Below are 18,472 nucleotides of genomic sequence, written 5' to 3'. Positions count from 1 at the left end.
CGCCGTGTGGCGGCCGCCACAGCGTCGCACCGGAGATCATGATCGGGCGGGGCTAGGGTCTTGAGCATGGAATTCCGACACCTAGGCCGCTCGGGCCTGATGGTCAGCGAGATCTCGTACGGCAACTGGATCACTCACGGTTCGCAGGTCGAGGAGGAGGCGGCGACCGCCTGCGTGCGGGCGGCCCTGGAGACCGGCATCACCACGTTCGACACCGCCGACGTGTACGCCGGCACGAAGGCCGAAGCGGTGCTCGGCCGCGCGCTGAAGGGCGAGCGGCGCGAGGGGCTGGAGATCTTCACCAAGGTCTACTGGCCGACCGGGCCCGGTCGCAACGACCGCGGGCTGTCCCGCAAGCACATCATGGAGTCGATCAACGGCTCGCTGCGCCGCCTGCAGACCGACTACGTGGACCTCTACCAGGCCCACCGGTACGACTACAGCACGCCGCTGGAGGAGACGATGGAGGCGTTCGCCGACGTCGTGCACTCCGGCAAGGCGCACTACATCGGCGTCTCGGAGTGGCAGGCGTCGCAGATCCGCGATGCCCACCGGCTCGCCCGCGAGCTGCGCATCCCGCTGGTCTCCAGCCAGCCGCAGTACTCGATGCTGTGGCGGGTCATCGAAGCCGAGGTGATCCCCACCTCCGAGGAGCTGGGCCTCGGCCAGATCGTCTGGTCGCCGATGGCCCAGGGCGTCCTGTCCGGCAAGTACCTGCCGGGCCAGCCGCCGCCGTCCGGCTCCCGGGCCACCGACGAGAAGTCGGGTGCCGGGTTCATCGCCAAGTGGCTCGGCGACGAGGTGCTCACCAGGGTGCAGCGGCTCAAGCCGCTCGCGGAGCAGGCCGGGCTGACCATGCCGCAGCTCGCCATCGCCTGGGTGCTGCAGAACCCGAACGTCTCCTCGGCCATCGTCGGGGCGTCCCGGCCGGAGCAGGTGCACGACAACGTGAAGGCGGCGGGCGTCAAGCTCGACGCCGACCTGCTCAAGGCGATCGACGAGATCGTCGAGCCGGTCACCGAGCGGGACCCGGCGAAGACCGAGTCCCCCGCCCAGCGTCCGTGACGCGTCCCCGGTCCGGTCGGCGCGGCGCGCCGGCCGGACCGGGTCCGGTTCGGCCGTGCCGTTGAGCGGGGCTCAGCCCTGCCAGAAGCGGATCAGCTGAAGGCCGAGCACGTACAGGTCGGGCGGCAGCCCGAGCAGGTCCGCGAGCCAGAAGATCGCGCCGAAGAACCAGCCGCCGATCCGCGGGTTCCAGATCAGCGCGAAGAGCAGGATGAAGCCGAACGGGGCGAACACGTCGTACATCCGGCGGTACTGCGGGCTGAGCCACGGCTGGATCATGTTGCCGCCGTCCAGTCCGGGCACCGGCAGCAGGTTGAGCACGCTGGCGGTGAGCTGGAGGAACGCCAGCAGGCCCAGCCCGGCCCAGAACTCCGTCGGGCCGGCCACACCGGGGCCGACCAGCAGCGCCGCCACCAGCAGCAGGGTGAACAGCACGTTGGTGGCCGGGCCGGCCAGGCTGACCAGGGTGTGCCGCAGCCGGCCGGGGATGGCGTGCCGGTCCACCCAGACCGCGCCACCGGGCAGGCCGATGCCGCCGAGCAGCACCACGACCACCGGCAGCACGATCGACAGCAGCGGGTTGGTGTACTTGAACGGGTTGAGCGTCAGGTAGCCCCGGTGGGCGATGTTCCGGTCGCCGGACCGGTAGGCGACCACCGCGTGGGCGTACTCGTGCAGGCAGAGCGAGACCAGCCAGCCCGAGACCACGAACAGGAAGACGTCGAACCGGACGTTGCCGAGCCCATGCCAGGCCAGCACGCCGCTGGTCACGAAGAGCGCGACCAGTGCGAGGAAGACCGGGCTGGGCCGGAAGGCCGCCCGGGGCACCCCGAGCACCAGCGGCTCGCCCGGGCGGTCGTAACCCATCATCCGGCCGGGGGCAGCAGGCTCATCCGGTACTCCACCCGGTCGTCCTCGACGAGCGCGACGGACGTGACGCCGGACGCCGCGAGTTCCCGCCAGGTCTGGCCGACCCACGACTCGGCGTCCGCCTGGTTGCCGAACGACTCGCTCGGTCCGTCGACCGACTCGCCGTTCGCGCCCTCGTACCGCCAGCTCCACGCCATGCCGTGTCTCCCCTCGCCGTCGCCCCCTGGGGCCGGACCCCCGCAAGCGTAGTCGGCCGAGCCGGGATCGGCCCGACCACTACGGGCCGGGACAGCCCCCCGGTGGATCATGCGCCGAGCCGACGGCCGGTACGGTGACCCGGTGCTGACTCGAGGAGTGGTACTCAGCGATCGCTATCGGCTGAGCGAACGCATCGCGACCGGTGGCATGGGGGCCGTCTGGAAGTGCACCGACACACTGCTCGGCCGCGAGGTCGCGGTGAAGGTGCTGCTGCCGTCGCTGGTCGCCGACCCGGAGTTCACCACCCGTTTCCACGCCGAGGCCCGGATGATGGCCGCGCTGCGGCACCCGGGCATCGTGCAGGTGCACGATTTCGGCTCCGCCACCCTCGCCGACGACAGCCAGGTCAGCTACCTGGTGATGGAGTACGTCGACGGTGAGCCGCTGCTGACCTGGATCCGGCGCGCCGGCCGGCTCGACCCGGCGTCCACCATGTCGGTGGTCGCGCAGGCCGGGCAGGCGCTGCACGCCGCCCACCTCGCCGGGATCGTGCACCGCGACGTAAAGCCGGGCAACCTGATGGTCAAGCGGGACGGCGCGGTGGTGCTGGTCGACTTCGGCATCGCCCGGGCCAACACCATGGCGGGGATCACCGCCGCCCACATGGTGCTCGGCACCGCCTCGTACATGTCTCCGGAGCAGGCCACCGGCCAGCGTGTCTCGCCGGCCACCGACGTCTACGCGCTCGGCGCGGTCGCGTACTTCTGCCTCGCCGGCCGGCCGCCCTTCGAGGGCGACAACCCGCTCCAGGTGGCGCTGCGGCACGCCCAGGACGAGCCGCCGCCGCTGCCGCCGGGCACGCCCCCGGCGGTGGCCGAGCTGGTCCGCCGGGCGCTGGAGAAGAGCCCCGACGACCGGTTCCCGAGCGCGGCGGCCATGGCCGAGGCCGCCCAGGACGTCCGGGAGGCCACCCTGGCCAGCCTCCCCGTCCCGCCCCGGCCGCCGTGGGCGGTGGCCGGCCCGGCCGTGCCGGGGCCCGCCGCGCTGCCGGCGCCCGCCCCCGGTCCGACCGGCCCGGACAGCTCCGGGGGTACGCCGTCCGGCGCCTCGGCCCCCGTGGGGTCCCCGGCCGGTCCGAGCGGATCCGGCCACCCCGGCGGAACCGAGCCCTCAGCTCCGCCGGCCACCGGCCCGGGCGCCCAGGTCCCCGCCGGCGCGACGCCCCCTGGCGCTCGGCCGCCCGCCGCGCCCGGCGTTCAGCCACCCTCCGGCGTGGCGCCCGCCGTGCAGCCACCCGCCGGACCGCCGCCGGTCGGCCGCGGCGCGCAGCCGCCCGCTGGACCGGCCGGGCCACCGCCGGGCCTTCCCGCCTGGTCGGTCGGCGTGGCGCACCCCGGCCAGCCCGGCCCGCGTCCCGCCGGGCACGGCCCGGAGCAGGATCAACAACCGCAGACGCTGGAGGAGCCGGTGAGCCGCCCGGGGCGGGGACGGGTCCTCGCCCTGACCGCGGCGGCCGGCGTCGTCGTCGTGGCGCTCGCGGTGACGGTGGCCGTGGCGGCGCTGCGTTCCCCCGGCGACGGACCGACGGACCGCCCGCCAGCACTGGCCGGCGAGTCCGCGACCGCCGATCCGGAGCAGCAGGAGGAGGAGCCGCAGCAGCTGGATCCGCAGGCCACGGAGGGCTCGCCCGAGTCGACGCCGAGCGGTACCGGCGGGCCGGTCAGCGGGTCGCCGGCGGCTCCCCCGAGCCGCGCCTCGGGGCCGGGTGCCACCACCCCGTCGGCCGGCGCCTCGGCGCGACCGACCGCCGGCAGCACCGGCTCGCCGAAGCCGGCGGGCACGACCAGCGCCCCGCAGAAGCCCAACCCGTACACGGCGGCGCAGGCGTGCGGCAGCGGCTTCAAGGTGATCGACTCGGCGACGCTGACCGCGAACGGCATCCGCAAGGGCCGGGTCTACCTGCTCTACAACTCGGGCACCGGAAACAACTGCGTGGTCACCCTCAAGGACTACGACGTCGGCCGGGCGACCGCCGTGTCGGCGTACCTGGAGGTGAAGGGGAAGGCGCGCGGCACCGACAGCGGATCGTTCGCGTACTACGCCGGGCCGGTCAAGGCCGCCGCGGTGAAGACCTGTGTGAAGTGGGGCGGGTCGACCGGCGGCGCCAGCTACAACAGCGCCTTCGAGCACTGTGACTGATCCACCGCCACACGCCTGGGGTGGGAGGCGGCGGCCCGCCGGACGGCTTTAAGGTACGGGCATGTCCGTTGACGGGTGGAACAGCCTCCTGGTGCTCGGTGGTATCCGATCCGGCAAGTCCGAGTTCGCGGAATCGCTGGTCGCCGACGCGCCCACGGTCCGGTACGTGGCCACCGCCGCGGAGGGGGATCCGGAGGACGCCGAGTGGGCGGCCCGCCTGGCGGCGCACCGCGCCCGCCGGCCGGGCAGCTGGACCACCGAGGAAACCGCGGCGGACCCGGGCCGGCTCGCCGAGGTGATCGCGGCGGCCGGGCCGAACGAGACGCTGCTCGTCGACGACCTGGGCGGCTGGGTGACCGTGCTGCTCGACCCGGCCCACCAGCCGGCCGACGACCAGGCCACCGTCGCCGAGCTGGCGGCGGCCGTCCGGGCCAGCGCCGCCCGGCTGGTGCTGGTCAGCCCGGAGGTGGGGCTCACCCTGGTGCCGACCACGCCGCTGGGCCGGGCCTTCACCGACGCGCTGGGCGAGACCAACCGGGCGATCGCCGACGCCTGCGACGCGGCGGTGCTGGTCGTCGCCGGCCAGCCGGCCTGGCTCAAGCCGGCCGCCCCGCCCCGCCCCGCCGTGCCGGCGCAGGCCGGCCCCGCCCAGGCCGGCGCCCCGGCGCGTCCGCCGGCGGGATCCGCCACCGGGCAGGCGGCGGCCGTCCCCGGCCCGGCCGAGCAGGCGCTGCCCGAGGTGCTGACCCCGGCCCCGCCGCCCCCACCGGCCCCCGCCCTGGTGACGGAGACCGGAGACTGGGCCGCCCCCACCATGGCGCTGCCGATGATCGCCACCGGCTTGGTGATCCAGCCCGGCATGGAACTGCCCATGCCCGACGACTACGCCGGCCCGCAGGCGGTCGACCGGCTCGCCACCCTGGACATCCCCGGCGCCGGGCTGGGCGTGCTGGACCGGGTGGTCGCCTTCGCCGCCGCCACCCAGGGCACCCCGACCCCCACGCCGTGGAGTTCGGTGCGGGTGCTGCTGCTGCACGGCGACCACGCCGGCGGGGCGTCGGCCGGCGCGGCGCCGGGTGAGTCGGCCCGCCGTGCCCAGCAGGCGCGCGCCGGCAAGGGGGCGCTCGCCCGGCTGGCGGCCGAGAGCGGGGCCAGCCTCCAGGTGGTCGAGGCACCCGCCTCCGCAGCCATGGAGGACGGACCGGCGCTCACCGCCGACCAGGTCGAGTCGGCCCTGCGGTACGGCTGGCGGCTGGCCGAGCAGGCCGCCGACGCGGGCGTACAGCTGCTGGTGCTGGCGGCGTGCGGGGCCGGCACCGAGGCGGCCGCCGCGGCGGTGCTGGCGGCGACGGCCGGTGCGGAACCACCGGCGGTGCTGGGCCGGGTGGTGACCGAGCAGGGCGAGTACGACGACGTGGCCTGGATGGCCCGTTGCGCGGCGGTCCGGGACGCGCTGCACCGCACCCGGCGCGCCCCGCGCGGCGCCAAGGACGTGCTGGCCGAGCTGGGCGGCGGCGACATCGCGATGGCCACCGGCGTGCTGCTCGGCGCGACCGCCCGGCGGATCCCGGTGCTGCTGGACGGGCCGGTCGGCGTCGCCGCCGGCCTGGTCAGCCGCGACCTGGCCGGGCAGGCCCGGCACTGGTGCCTGCTGCCCGACCACGGCGGTCAGCCCGCGGTGCGGCTCGCCGCCGACGTACTCGGCCTGAACCCGCTGGTGGACCTGCGGCTCGACCTCGGCGAGGGGGCGACCGCGCTGGCCACCCTGCCGTTGCTGCGCTCGGGGCTGGCGCTCGCCGCCAGCCTGCCGGTGCACCCGTCACTCGCCGGCGCCGAGGACGAGGAGGAGTTCGCCGAGCCGGAGCCGGCCGGCCCCGGGCCGACCACCACCGAGCCGGAGCCCGGCCCGCCGCCTGTCGACCCGGAGTTCGCCGAGCCGGAGCCGGCCGGACCGGGGCCGGCGACGGTCGAGCCGGACGAGCCGGTCGCGGTGCCGGACTCCGCCGGCCGGCGTGCCGACTGAGGCACGGCTCGCCGACGGGATCCGGCTGGCGGTCACCACCTTCACCACGCTTCCGGTACGCGCCGGTCGGGTGGACCGGGCGGCGGCGGGCACCGCCATGGCGCTCGCCCCCGCGGTCGGGGCGCTGCTCGGCGCGTTCCTCGCGGCGGTGCTGCTGCTGACCGCCGCCGCCGCACCGCCGCTCGTCGCCGCCGGCGTCACCGTCGGGCTCGGCGCGCTGCTCACCCGGGGCCTGCACCTGGACGGGCTGGCCGACACCGTCGACGCGCTGGGCTCGTACCGGCGCGGCGCGGCGGCGCTGGAGATCATGAAGAAGCCGGACGTCGGCCCGTTCGGGGTGGTCGCGCTGGTCGTCGTACTCCTGCTTCAGGCCGCGGTGCTCGCCGAGCTGGCCGGGCGGTCGTGGCCGGCGGCGCTCGCCGCGGTGGCCGCCGCGACGGCGGCCGGGCGGCTCGGCGTCGGCCTGGCCTGCCGGCGCGGGGTGCCGGCCGCCCGCCCGGAGGGGCTGGGCGCGCTGGTGGCCGGCACGGTGGGGCCGGTCGCGCTGGTCGTCGGCGCGGCCGCCGTCGCGCTACTGGCGGTGCCGGCGGTGCCGGGCCGCCCCTGGCAGGGGCCGGCCGCGGTGGTCGCCGCGCTCGCCGTCGCGGCAGGGCTTCTGCGGCACGTGGTACGCCGGCTCGGCGGGATCACCGGGGACGTGCTCGGCGCCACCGTGGAGATCGTCACCACGCTGGCCTACCTGGGACTGGTGCTGTCCGGCTGAACGTCACCCGGGTGGGCAGGTAGCGTTCGTGGACGACGGCAGCGGCGCGGTCGAGGGGGGACGGCATGCTCATCACGGACGACTTCCTGCCCGTACCGGTCCCGGAGTCGCTGGACGCGACCTACCTGGTGCCGATCGCGGGGCTGCCGAGGGTCAGCCCGAAGACGGCGGTGGAGGCCCTGGCCGGGCGGCTCGCCGAGCCGGTGCACGGGCTGGCGAAGCAGATGCTGGCCAGCCCGCTGATGACCGTCGACACCCGACAGGTCAGCGAGTTCCCCGAGCTGCCGCCGGACCTGCTCACCGCGTTCGGCGCCACCGAGGCCCAGCTGGCCCGGCTGGCCGCCGCAACGCACCTGGTGGTGGTGCAGGCGGAGTATCGGCCCGGTTGGCCGCCGGCGCACGAGTGGGCGGCCCGGGCGGTGGCCGCGGCGATCGCCGAGACGGTCGACGGGGACGTGGTGGACGTCTTCGGCCTCCAGTTCCTGGACCCGGCGGCCGCGCTGCGCTCGCTGCCGGACGCCGACGGCCGGATCCGGCTGGTCGACTGGGTGCTGGTGCCGTACTCGTCGGACACCGACGGGCTCTGGTTCACCACCAAGGGGCTGCGCCGCTTCGGGCTGCTGGAACTCCAGGCCCAGGGCGTGCCGGACCACCTCACCCGGGCCTGGGGCGCGGTGATGAGCGGCGCCGCGCGGCGGCTGCTGCGGGACTGGACCGAGGGCCTGGCCGGCGAGGAGGTGCCCGCGTTCGTGCAGCTCCCCGTGTTGGCAACGGTGACCGGGCACGACATCGCGGTGGCGTACGGGAATCCGGAGCAGCACGGCGCGACGGCGCCGGTGCTGCTGCGGCTGGAGCTGGACCCGGCGACCGACCCGGACGCCGACTCGTTCCTGACCCTGTGCCCGCCGCCGGGGCATCCCGGGCCGGCCGGCCGCTACTTCGCCGCGGCCTGCGCCACCCTGTTCAACGGCATCCAGCCGGACGTCCGGTACACCCGGCCGGGCGACGCGATGAGCAAGGCGGTCGCCGCGGCCCGGGCCGGGCTGGGTGACATCCGGACCCGCTTCGTCGCCGGCCGACTGCCCACCGAGTCGCAGCTGGTGGTCAAGTACGGCCTGCCCGGCGACGACGGCCCGGAGTACGTCTGGGCCGGGGTGACCTCGTGGGAGGTCCCGGAACGGATCGTCGGCGCCAGCGCCAGCGACGCCAACAGCGACCCGAGCGTCCGGATCGGCTCCCCGGTCGTGGTCGAGGCGACGGACGTGGTCGACTGGGCCGTCCTGGACGGAACCGGCGTCATAGAAGGCGGCTGGACCCAGGCCGTCCTGGACGCCGGCGACTCCACCCCCACCCCCGACTAACCACCCCCACCCCCACCCCCCACCCCCCACCCCCCACCCCCCAACGGGTTGATCATGAGGTTAGCGGCGCTGTTGATCTACTTCGCTGCCGCCAACCTCATGATCAACCCGTGCTGATCTCAGCGGACGGAGGGGTGGACGAACGGGGGGCGGGTCAGGCGCATCTGGGCGCGGCGGCCTCGGATGTCGACCTCGACCAGGTCACCGTCGGGGTGCTTCGCGGCGGTGTCGATCAGGGCCAGGGCGATGCCCTGCTTCTTCGTCGGGCTGAAGGTGCCGCTGGTGATGGTGCCGACCTGCTGGTCGCCGACGTACACGGCCATGCCGGGGCGCGGGATCGCCCGGTCGACCGCCTCCAGGCCGCGCAGCGTACGCCGGGGGCCGGCGGTCTTCTCGGCGAGCAGCACGTCCCGGCCCCAGAAGGCCGGCTTGTCCCAGCCCACCGCCCAGCCGGAACGGCCCTGCAGCGGGGTGATCGCCGGCGTAAGGTCCTGCCCGTGCAGCGGGTACCCCATCTCGGTGCGCAGCGTGTCCCGGGCGGCCAGCCCGCAGGCCCGCAGCTCGTACGCCTCCCCGGCGGCAAACAACGCGTCCCAGACGGCGACCGCGTGCTCGGCCGGTACGACCAGCTCGTAGCCGAGCTCGCCGGTGTAGCCGGTGCGGCACACGGTCAGCCCGGCGCCGGCCAGTTTCCCGGCCGAGAAACTCATGTAGTCGTGGTCGGTGGGCAGGCCCAGCGCGCCGAGCAGCTCCGCCGAGCGCGGTCCCTGCACGGCGAGGACGGCGTACGCCTCGTGCTCGTCGGTGACGACCACCCCGGCCGGCGCGGCGGCGCGCAACCGGCGGACCACCTCGGCGGTGTTGGCCGCGTTCGGGATGAGGAAGACGTGGTCGTCGGCGTGCAGGTAGGCGATGATGTCGTCCACCACGCCACCGGTGGCGTCGTCGCAGCAGAGCGTGTACTGCGCCTGGCCGGGGCCGATCCGGCCGAGGTCGTTGGTGAGGCAGGCGTTGACGAAGTCGGCGGCGCCCGGCCCGGTGATCCGGGCCTTGCCAAGGTGCGAGACGTCGAAGACGCCCACCCCGGTACGCACAGCCGTGTGCTCCTTGAGCACGCCACCGCCGGCGTACTCGAGCGGCATCTCCCAGCCCCCGAAGGGGGCGAACTTCGCGCCGAGAGCGGTGTGCCGCTCGTGCAACGGGGAACGGCGCAGCCGGGTCGCGGCGGCGTCGGAGGTCACCTCGGTCATGGGTGGCAACTTACCGCCAGCTAGAAGGCTGGTTAGCATCGGCGGGACCCCGCTGGAACGCATCAGCGGGACAGCCACGCCTCCGGCGGGTAGGTTGCCGCCGGAGACCTTCATCGCCGGTACGCGACGACGCGGCCGGCCCGGCCCGCCCGGAGTAGCTTCAGTGACATCGCCCCGCACCACCCTCAGCCTGGTCGACACCGACCCCGCCGAACTCGCCGTCGACGCGATCGTGATCGGCGTGCACAGCCAGACCGCAGAGCAGGAGTCCGGCGCACCCGCCGGCACCCTGCTGCTGGCCAGCGGCGCGGAGAGCATCGCCGCCGCGTTCGACGGCAAGCTGACCGAGACCTTGGCGCTGCTCGGCGCGACCGGCGGCACCGGCGAGGTGATCAAGCTGGCCACGCTGGGCACGGTCACCGCCCCGGTCGTCGTCGCCGTCGGGCTCGGCGCCGAGCCCACCGGTGCCGCCCCGGCCCCGGAGACCCTGCGGCGGGCCGCCGGCGCCGCGGTACGGGCCCTGGCCGGCGCGCCGCGCGTCGCGCTCGCCCTGCCGCTGCCCGACGACGCGGACGCCCCGGCCGCCCTGCGCGCGGTCGCGGAGGGCGCGCTGCTCGGCGGGTACCGGTTCGCCGGCTACAAGACCAAGCCGCAGCCGGCCCGGCGGGAGCCGGTGGCCGAGGTGCTGGTCGCCGTGCCGGACGCCGCCGACGCGACCGCCCAGGCGGAGATCACCCGGGCCCAGGCGGTGGCCGGCGCGGTGCTGACCAGCCGCGACTGGGTCAACACCGCCCCGAACGAGCTGCGTCCACCGGCGTTCGCCGAGGCCGTGGCCGCCGCCGCCCGCGAGGCCGGGCTCGGTGTCGAGGTGCTCGACGAGGCGGCGCTGAAGGCCGGCGGGTACGGCGGCATCCTCGCCGTCGGGCAGGGCTCGGAGGCCCCGCCGCGGCTGGTCAAGCTGACCTACACCCCCGCCGGTGGCGGCACCGGCAAGCGGGTGGCGCTGGTCGGCAAGGGCATCACCTTCGACACCGGCGGCATCTCGATCAAGCCGGCCCAGGGCATGTGGGAGATGAAGTCGGACATGGCCGGCGCGGCCGCGGTCGGCGCGGCCATGCTGGCGGTCGCGGCGCTCAAGCCGTCCGTGTCGGTCACCGGCTACCTGCCGATGGCGGAGAACATGCCGTCGGGCACCAGCTACCGGCCGGGCGACGTGATCACCATGTACAGCGGCAAGCGGGTGGAGGTGCTCAACACCGACGCCGAGGGCCGGATGATCCTCGCCGACGCCATCGCCCGGGCCTGCGAGGACGGCACCGACTACCTGTTCGAGACCTCCACCCTGACCGGCGGCCAGGTGGTCGCGCTGGGCAAGAGGATCGCCGGCGTGATGGGTACCCCGGAGCTGTGCGAGCGGGTGAAGGCGGCCGGCGAGGCGACCGGCGAGCCGGCCTGGCCGATGCCGCTGCCGGACGAGGTGCGCAAGGGCATGGACTCCGACGTCGCGGACATCTCGCAGGTCAACGCGGGCATGGACCGGGCCGGTCACATGCTGCAGGGCGGCGTCTTCCTGCGTGAGTTCGTCACCGAGGACGTGCCCTGGGCGCACATCGACATCGCCGGCCCCGGCTACCACTCGGGTGAGCCGACGGGCTACTGGACCAAGGGCGGCACCGGCGTCCCGGTCCGTACCCTGCTCCACCTGATCGACGACATCGCCACCACCGGCTGACGGTCACCCCGCCACGCCGCGCCGCATCCCCAAGATCCGCGCAGATTCACGGAAAGAGTGGCCATTCCGCGTCGAATGGCCACTCTTTCCGTGAAAAAGGCCCCTCCGCCTTGCGGGGGGGTGGGGGTGGGGTGGGGGGTTAGAAGAGTTCGGGGCGGCGTTTGCGGCGTTCGTTGTAGTCGCGCATGCGCTTCGGATAGCCCATCAGGCCCACGTCGTAGATGGGGATGGCGAGCTGGTGCGCGAAGCGGCGGCCCGCCTCCGGGCTGCCGACCCGCCGTCGGGTCCACTCCCCGTCGTCGGCGATCAGGATGACCGTGGTCTCGGTGACCGTGGTACGGGGCTCCAGATACGCCTCGACCCCGCGCCGGGTGCGGACAAAGTTCTCAAGGTGGTCCAGATCGGCGCGGTCGGCACCCCGGTCGCGGCCCACCGCGGCCGTGCGCTTGCGTCGTCGGAACAGCCCCACCGCACCCAACTCCTCCCCCGTCGTCATCGAAGACGGTGCCAAGCGTACGTGGCGACAACGTGTCGTTGGGCACCTCACTACGCGCTCCGTCCCGGGTGGTGACAAGATGACCGAGGTGGGGTGTGCCTGTTATCTCCCCCGTAACCCCCGATGCAGCGACGCGACCTGGGAGTTGGAACGTGAGCGAGCCGAACGACACGACCTTCGACATCGTCATCCTCGGAGGTGGTAGCGGCGGCTACGCGACCGCCCTGCGCGCCGTCCAGTTGGGCCTGACCGTCGCCCTCATCGAGAAGGGCAAGCTCGGGGGCACCTGCCTGCACAACGGCTGCATCCCGACCAAGGCCCTGCTGCACGCGGCCGAGATCGCCGACCAGACCCGCGAGTCGGAGCAGTTCGGCGTCAAGGCCGAGCTGGTCGGCATCGACATGGCGGCGGTCAACGCGTACAAGGACGGCGTGATCGCCCGGCTCTACAAGGGCCTCCAGGGGATGCTCAAGAGCAACAAGGCGATCACCATCGTCGAGGGCGCCGGCAAGCTGGTCGCGCCGAACACCGTCGAGGTCGACGGCAAGCGCTACAACGGCCGCAACGTCGTGCTGGCCTCCGGCTCGTACGCGAAGAGCCTGCCCGGCCTGGAGATCGACGGCGAGCGGATCATCACGAGCGACCACGCCCTGGTGATGGACCGGGTTCCGTCCTCGGCGATCGTGCTGGGCGGCGGCGTGATCGGCGTCGAGTTCGCCAGCGTGTGGAAGTCCTTCGGGGTGGACGTGACCATCGTCGAGGCGCTGCCCCGCCTGGTCGCCGCCGAGGACGAGGAGTCGTCGAAGGCGCTGGAGCGGGCCTTCCGCAAGCGGAAGATCAACTTCAAGGTGGGCAAGCCGTTCGAGAAGGTCGAGAAGACCGCGAACGGCGTCAAGCTGACCATCTCCGGCGGCGAGACCGTCGAGGCCGAGCTGCTGCTGGTCGCCGTCGGTCGCGGCCCGAACACCGCCAACCTCGGGTACGAGCAGCAGGGCGTCAAGATGGACCGCGGCTACGTGCTGACCGACGAGCGGCTGCGCACCAACGTGCCGAACGTCTACGCGGTCGGCGACATCGTGCCCGGCCTCCAGCTCGCGCACCGCGGCTTCCAGCAGGGCATCTTCGTCGCCGAGGAGATCGCCGGCCAGAACCCGGCCGTGATCGACGAGGCCGGCATCCCGCGGGTCACCTACTGCGACCCGGAGCTGGCCTCGGTCGGCCTGACCGAGTCGAAGGCCAAGGAGCAGTACGGCGCCGACAAGATCAAGACCTACAACTACAACCTCGGTGGCAACGGCAAGAGTCAGATCCTCAAGACCGCCGGCCACGTGAAGCTGGTCCGGGTCGAGGACGGCCCGGTGGTCGGCGTGCACATGGTCGGCGCCCGGGTCGGCGAGCTGATCGGCGAGGCGCAGCTCATCTACAACTGGGAGGCGTACCCGGCCGAGGTGGCGCAGCTCGTGCACGCCCACCCGACGCAGAACGAGGCCTTGGGCGAGGCGCACCTGGCCCTGGCCGGCAAGCCGCTGCACGCGCACGCCTGACCACGACAACCCCGGCGTCCGGCGACGGGCGATGATCCCACCAGGGAAATGAAGGAGTCTGGAGAACATGCCGGTATCGGTCACCATGCCCCGGCTCGGCGAGAGCGTCACCGAGGGCACCGTCACGCGCTGGCTCAAGCAGGAGGGCGAGACCGTCGAGGTCGACGAGCCGCTGCTTGAGGTGTCCACCGACAAGGTGGACACCGAGATCCCGTCGCCCGCGGCGGGCGTGCTGAGCCGGATCGTGGTCGGCGAGGACGAGACCGCCGAGGTCGGCAGTGAGCTGGCGGTCATCGCCGGCGAGGGCGAGGCGGCGGGCGCGGCCGCCCCGCAACCGGCGGCCCCGGCGGAGCAGGCCGCGGAGGCCGCCGCCGCGCCGCAGGCCGAGGCGGAGCAGCCGGCCGTGCAGGAGCCGGCGGCCCCGGCCCCGGCCCCGGCGCCGTCGGGCGCGGGCACCCCGGTCAAGATGCCGGCTCTGGGCGAGAGCGTCACCGAGGGTACGGTGACCCGCTGGCTCAAGCAGGTCGGCGACAGCGTCGAGGTGGACGAGCCGCTGCTGGAGGTCTCCACCGACAAGGTCGACACGGAGATCCCCTCGCCGGTCGCCGGCACGCTCCTGGAGATCAAGGTCCCCGAGGACGAGACCGCCGACGTCGGCGCCGACCTGGCGATCATCGGTGCGGCCGGTGCCGCCCCGGCTCCGGCAGCCCCGGCCCCCGCCCCGGCCCCCGCGCCGGCCGCGGCACCCGCAGCGGCACCCGCCCCGACGCCGAAGGTCGAGGAGCCGACCCCGGGCGTGTCGTACAACGAGCCGGCGCCGGAGGCGGAGACCGCCGCCCAGCCGGCGAAGGTCGAGCAGGCCGCGCAGCCGGCCGCGCCGACCCCCACGCCGCAGCGCCCGACCGCGCCGGTGCAGGGTGGCGGCGAGGAGGCCGCCGGCTACGTGACCCCGCTGGTCCGCAAGCTGGCCGCCGAGCACGGGGTGAGCCTGTCCTCGGTCAACGGCACCGGCGTCGGCGGGCGGATCCGCAAGCAGGACGTGCTGGACGCGGCGGCCCAGGCGAAGGCCGCCAAGGCGGCACCGGCCGCCCAGCCGGCTCCCGCCGCTACGGCGGCCCCGGCCAAGCCGGCCGCGAAGCCGCAGCCGAGCGCGAAGCGTGGCACCACCGAGAAGCTGCCCCGGATCCGCGCGGCCATCGCCAAGCGGATGCACGAGTCGCTGCACGAGATGGCGCAGCTCACCACGGTGATCGAGGTGGACGTCACCAAGGTCGCCAAGCTGCGGGCGCAGGCGAAGGACTCGTTCGTGCAGCGGCACGGCGTGAAGCTGTCCTTCCTGCCGTTCTTCGCCCTCGCGGCGGTCGAGGCGCTGCAGACGTACCCGATCGTCAACGCCCGGATGGACCTGGCTGCCGGGACGATCACCTACCCGGAGGCCGAGCACCTCGGCATTGCGGTGGACACCGAGCGCGGCCTGTTGGTGCCGGTCATCCACAACGCCGGCGACCTCAACCTGGGCGGGATCGCCAAGCGGATCGCCGACCTGGCCGAGCGGACCCGGAGCAACAAGATCAGCCCGGACGAGATCGCCGGGGCGACGTTCACGCTGACCAACACCGGCAGCCGGGGTGCCCTCTTCGACACCCCGATCGTGCCGTCGCCGCAGTCGGCGATGCTCGGCACGGGCGCCGTGGTGAAGCGCCCGGTCGTGGTGAACGACCCGGAGCTGGGCGAGGTCGTCGCGGTCCGGTCGATGGTCTACCTGGCCATGTCGTACGACCACCGGCTGATCGACGGCGCGGACGCGGCCCGCTTCCTCGTCGCGGTCAAGGAGCGGCTGGAGGCCGGCAACTTCGAGGCCGAGCTGGGGCTCTGACGCCCTGACAGCGAAAGGGGGCGCGCGGTTCACACCGCGCGCCCCTTTGTCATGTCCGGCCTCTGACGGCTGCGGCCTCTGACGCCGCCTGCTCGACCCGTTGATGGACGGCCTGCACCACCGTCCGAGCTGACCGGAATCCGGCCCACCATCGACCGGCCGCTGAAAGACTCATCCGGTGAGCGGCTTCGGGAGGCGCCTCGGGCCTGCGGTGCCGGTGGCCCCCGCAGCCCGGGTGGACCGGTTCGAGATCTTCTTCGACCTGGTCTTCGTCTTCTCGTTCTTCATCATCACCCGGGCCACCGCGCGGGACATCACGGGCGGGGCGCTGCTGCACGCCCTGCTGGTCCTCGCCGTGCTCTGGTGGTCGTGGGTGATACACAGCGTGGTCGCCGCCCGGATCCGGCTCGGCGAGGGCTTCGTGCCGGTGCTGATGACGGTCGGCATGGCGGCGCTGTTCACCTTCGCCCTGTCGCTGCCGCAGGCGTTCCAGGACGTACGGGGTGCCGCCGGGCCGATCGTGGCGGCGGCCAGTTACATCGTGGTCCGCGCGGTGCACGTGCTGCTCTACCTGCACTCGGTACGGGACAGCTCGAACGAGCGCCGGCAGTTGATGCGGTTCGCCCCGGAACTGGTGGGCAGCACCCTGCTGCTGCTCGCCGCCGCGCTGATCCCCCCGGCCCTGCACGGCTCCGCCGCGGCGCCGCTCGTCCGGGACGGCCTGTGGGCCCTGGTCGTACTGCTCCAATACGGCACCGGCCAACTCGCCAGGGGCTGGACCGGGGAGCTCGCCTCGGCCGAGCACTGGACCGAGCGGTACGACCTGATCCTGATCATCGCCCTGGGCGAGTCGGTCATCTCGGTCGGTGTCGGGAGCAACCTGATCGGGCAGCCGCCCACGGCGGTGGCCGTGGGTGCGGCAGTGTGCGGCATCTTCTTCACCGCCGCGCTCTGGTGGGCGCACTACGACATGATCGGGCCGGCCGCCCGGATCGCCCTGCACGCGGCCGAGGACGGCCCCCGGGTCACCATGGCCCGGGACGCGTACGCCTACTGCTACCTGCCGATGATCGCCGGCATCATCCTCTTCGCGCTCGGTGCCGAGGACATCGTCGGTGATATCACCAACCCGCAGGTCTCCGCCGTGGCGCCGGCGCACGGCCCCGCCGTGGCGCTGCTCTTCGGCGGAGTGATCCTGTACCTCTGCGGCAACATGCTGTTCCAGCTGCGGACCCTGCGCACACTGAGCTGGACCCGGGTGGGCACGGTTGGGCTGCTCGCCGTCTGCATCCCGCTGGCCCAGCGGCTGCCGGCGCTCGGGGCCCTCGCGCTGCTGACCGCGATCTGTGTGGGGATGGTGGCCGCCGAGGTGATCATCTTCGAGGATGGTCGGAGGGCGCTGCGCGGGCTGATCCTCGAGGAGCGGGCCAGCCACGAGGCGCACGAGGCCGCCTACCGCGCCCGCTGGCACGAGCCGAACGACCCGGACGAGGGCGAATGACGCGGTCGGCGTACGGTGGCGGGATCCCGTAAGGTGCGGCGTAGCGTCGCGGTGCACCCGGCTCGAAGGCCGCCGTGGGCATGGAGGCGCGGGACTGCAGGGGACCATGTGTACCCATCCCACTCACCGGCCGGGCGGCTGACCGCCCTCGGCACCCAGTTGATCGAGATCCACCACTGGCTCCGCGAGGAGCTGGTCCGGCTCCGCGCGAGCCTCGACGCCCCCGACGGCGGCGGCGACGGCCTGTCCCGCGAGCTACGGGCACACTGCGTCGGCTTCTGTGCGGCGCTGCAGCGGCATCACACCGGCGAGGACGCCGGCGCGTTCCAGGTCCTCGCCGAGCAGGCGCCCGAGCTGCGACCCGTGCTCGCCGCGCTGAGCGAGGACCACCGGGCGGTCGCCTCGATCCTGACCCGGGTCGAGGAACTGGTCGCCGGCCCGGCCGCCGGTCCGGCGGTCCGGGCCGAGCTGGACGGCCTCGCCGCGCTGATGGAGTCGCACTTCAGCTACGAGGAGAGGAAGCTGGTCGCCGCGTTGGACGCGCTGACCGGCGGCACGGCCGGGGAACTGCTCGGCCTCGATGTCCCCGACGGGGACCCGACCTTCGAGGAGAGAATTTGACCACGGGAACGATCAGCGCAACGGCGGCGGGCACCTGGCGACTCGGCGACCGCACGGTGAACCGGATCGGGTTCGGCGCGATGCGGCTGACCGCCAACGCCGACGGCAGCCCCAGCGACCGGGAGCGGGCGACCGGCGTGCTGCGCCGGGCGGTCGAGCTGGGCGTCAACCACATCGACACCGCCGCGTTCTACTTCTCGGCATTGCGTTCCGCGAACGAGCTGATCAACCGGGCGCTGTCGCCGTACCCGGAGGATCTGGTCATCGTGACCAAGGTCGGGCCGGGCCGGGACCCGTCCGGCGAATGGCTGCCGATGGCCCGCCCTGACCAGCTCCGCGGCCAGGTCGAGGAGAACCTGCGCCAGCTCGGCCGGGACCACCTCGACGTGGTCAACCTCCGGGTGCACGGCCCGGAGCCGCTGGCCGAGCACTTCGGCGCGCTCGCCGAGTTGCGCGACGCCGGGCTGATCCGGCACCTGGGCGTCTCGGCCGTGACCGCCGAACAGGTCGCCGACGCGCGAACCATCGCCCCGGTGGTCTGCGTGCAGAACTCGTACGGCCTCGGCTACCGGCAGCGCAACGACGCGCTGATCCGGGACTGCGCCGCGCACGGTACGGCCTTCGTGCCGTTCTTCTCGCTGGCCACCAGCGGCCGGGAGGCCGGCACGACCGGCGACGAGCACGACGAGGTACGCGCGGTCGCCCGCGAGCACGGCGTGACCCCGACCCAGGTGCGGCTGGCCTGGACCCTGCACCAGGGACCGAACGTGCTGGCCATCCCCGGCACCGGCAACCCCGACCACCTGGTGCAGAACGTCGCCTCCGGCGCCCTCCGCCTCACCGACGGGGACCTTGCCCGCCTCGACACCGTCCACCGGGCCGCCTGAGCACCCCACGCCCGCGCCTCGCGCCCCGCGCAGCCTCGGAAGGGGTGCTGCCGCCTCCGGCTGCCGGCAGGCAGCACCTCCCCCTC

The 18,472-nt window shown here is 74.0% G+C and carries 15 protein-coding genes; 11 read left to right on the top strand and 4 right to left on the bottom strand.

Annotated elements, in window-relative coordinates; genetic code table 11:
- The first annotated feature begins 66 nt into the window (after window positions 1–66).
- The gene (locus ACIRG9_RS08775) at window positions 67–1,065 is read left to right on the top strand and encodes an aldo/keto reductase family protein (protein ID WP_402852338.1); all 999 of its coding nucleotides are present in this window, start codon (window positions 67–69) and stop codon (window positions 1,063–1,065) included.
- Window positions 1,066–1,137: 72 nt separating this feature from the next.
- Here ACIRG9_RS08775 and ACIRG9_RS08770 read toward each other — a convergent pair whose 3' ends face one another.
- Complete coding sequence (locus ACIRG9_RS08770; protein ID WP_402852335.1) at window positions 1,138–1,935, bottom strand: site-2 protease family protein; 798 nt, start codon at window positions 1,933–1,935, stop codon at window positions 1,138–1,140.
- Window positions 1,932–2,132, bottom strand: coding sequence for a hypothetical protein (locus ACIRG9_RS08765; RefSeq protein WP_402852332.1), 201 nt, complete (start codon window positions 2,130–2,132; stop codon window positions 1,932–1,934). Before ACIRG9_RS08765 ends, ACIRG9_RS08770 begins: the two co-directional genes overlap by 4 nt.
- Window positions 2,133–2,274: 142 nt before the next feature.
- Between ACIRG9_RS08765 and ACIRG9_RS08760 the strand changes: the two genes are divergently transcribed.
- The 4 genes from ACIRG9_RS08760 to ACIRG9_RS08745 all read left to right on the top strand — a co-directional run bounded on the left by ACIRG9_RS08760 (window position 2,275) and on the right by ACIRG9_RS08745 (window position 8,479).
- The gene (locus ACIRG9_RS08760; protein WP_402852329.1) at window positions 2,275–4,332 is read left to right on the top strand and encodes a protein kinase; all 2,058 of its coding nucleotides are present in this window, start codon (window positions 2,275–2,277) and stop codon (window positions 4,330–4,332) included.
- 61 nt (window positions 4,333–4,393) lie between these two features.
- Complete coding sequence (locus ACIRG9_RS08755; protein WP_402852326.1) at window positions 4,394–6,355, top strand: bifunctional adenosylcobinamide kinase/adenosylcobinamide-phosphate guanylyltransferase; 1,962 nt, start codon at window positions 4,394–4,396, stop codon at window positions 6,353–6,355.
- Window positions 6,345–7,118, top strand: coding sequence for an adenosylcobinamide-GDP ribazoletransferase (locus ACIRG9_RS08750; protein ID WP_402852323.1), 774 nt, complete (start codon window positions 6,345–6,347; stop codon window positions 7,116–7,118). Before ACIRG9_RS08755 ends, ACIRG9_RS08750 begins: the two co-directional genes overlap by 11 nt.
- Window positions 7,119–7,183: 65 nt before the next feature.
- Window positions 7,184–8,479, top strand: coding sequence for a DUF2314 domain-containing protein (locus tag ACIRG9_RS08745; protein ID WP_402852320.1), 1,296 nt, complete (start codon window positions 7,184–7,186; stop codon window positions 8,477–8,479).
- A gap of 119 nt (window positions 8,480–8,598) precedes the next feature.
- On the opposite strand, the gene gcvT is transcribed toward ACIRG9_RS08745, so the two are convergent.
- A complete protein-coding gene (gene gcvT / locus ACIRG9_RS08740) occupies window positions 8,599–9,729 on the bottom strand; it encodes a glycine cleavage system aminomethyltransferase GcvT (protein WP_402852317.1) in 1,131 nt (376 codons plus the stop codon).
- Window positions 9,730–9,892: 163 nt separating this feature from the next.
- On the opposite strand from gcvT, the gene ACIRG9_RS08735 reads away from it, so the two are divergent.
- Window positions 9,893–11,461 carry a leucyl aminopeptidase gene (locus tag ACIRG9_RS08735; RefSeq protein ID WP_402852314.1) on the top strand — a complete coding sequence of 523 codons (1,569 nt, stop codon included), beginning with the start codon at window positions 9,893–9,895 and terminating at the stop codon, window positions 11,459–11,461.
- A 139-nt stretch (window positions 11,462–11,600) separates the two neighbouring features.
- Here the strand turns inward: ACIRG9_RS08735 and ACIRG9_RS08730 are convergent, their stop codons facing one another.
- The gene (locus tag ACIRG9_RS08730; RefSeq protein ID WP_402853042.1) at window positions 11,601–11,930 is read right to left on the bottom strand and encodes a hypothetical protein; all 330 of its coding nucleotides are present in this window, start codon (window positions 11,928–11,930) and stop codon (window positions 11,601–11,603) included.
- 179 nt (window positions 11,931–12,109) lie between these two features.
- Here ACIRG9_RS08730 and lpdA point away from each other — a divergent pair, with 179 nt between their 5' ends.
- The 5 genes from lpdA (at window position 12,110) to ACIRG9_RS08705 (ending at window position 18,386) form a co-directional block, all read left to right on the top strand.
- Window positions 12,110–13,501, top strand: a complete 1,392-nt coding sequence (lpdA, locus tag ACIRG9_RS08725) for a dihydrolipoyl dehydrogenase (RefSeq protein WP_402852312.1) — start codon at window positions 12,110–12,112, stop codon at window positions 13,499–13,501.
- 67 nt (window positions 13,502–13,568) lie between these two features.
- A complete protein-coding gene (gene sucB / locus ACIRG9_RS08720) occupies window positions 13,569–15,377 on the top strand; it encodes a 2-oxoglutarate dehydrogenase, E2 component, dihydrolipoamide succinyltransferase (RefSeq protein ID WP_402852310.1) in 1,809 nt (602 codons plus the stop codon).
- Window positions 15,378–15,555: 178 nt separating this feature from the next.
- On the top strand, window positions 15,556–16,878 hold the full coding sequence (locus ACIRG9_RS08715) for a low temperature requirement protein A (RefSeq protein WP_402852307.1): 1,323 nt from the start codon (window positions 15,556–15,558) through the stop codon (window positions 16,876–16,878).
- Window positions 16,879–16,986: 108 nt separating this feature from the next.
- A complete protein-coding gene (locus ACIRG9_RS08710) occupies window positions 16,987–17,499 on the top strand; it encodes a hemerythrin domain-containing protein (protein ID WP_402852304.1) in 513 nt (170 codons plus the stop codon).
- Window positions 17,496–18,386 (top strand): oxidoreductase, encoded by an 891-nt coding sequence (locus ACIRG9_RS08705; protein ID WP_402852301.1) that lies wholly within the window; start codon window positions 17,496–17,498, stop codon window positions 18,384–18,386. Before ACIRG9_RS08710 ends, ACIRG9_RS08705 begins: the two co-directional genes overlap by 4 nt.
- Window positions 18,387–18,472 lie beyond the last annotated feature (86 nt).

The organism is Micromonospora sp. NPDC093277, from assembly GCF_044765245.1.
Lineage (GTDB): Bacteria > Actinomycetota > Actinomycetes > Mycobacteriales > Micromonosporaceae > Micromonospora.
This window is presented reverse-complemented; position numbering and strand designations above follow the sequence as displayed.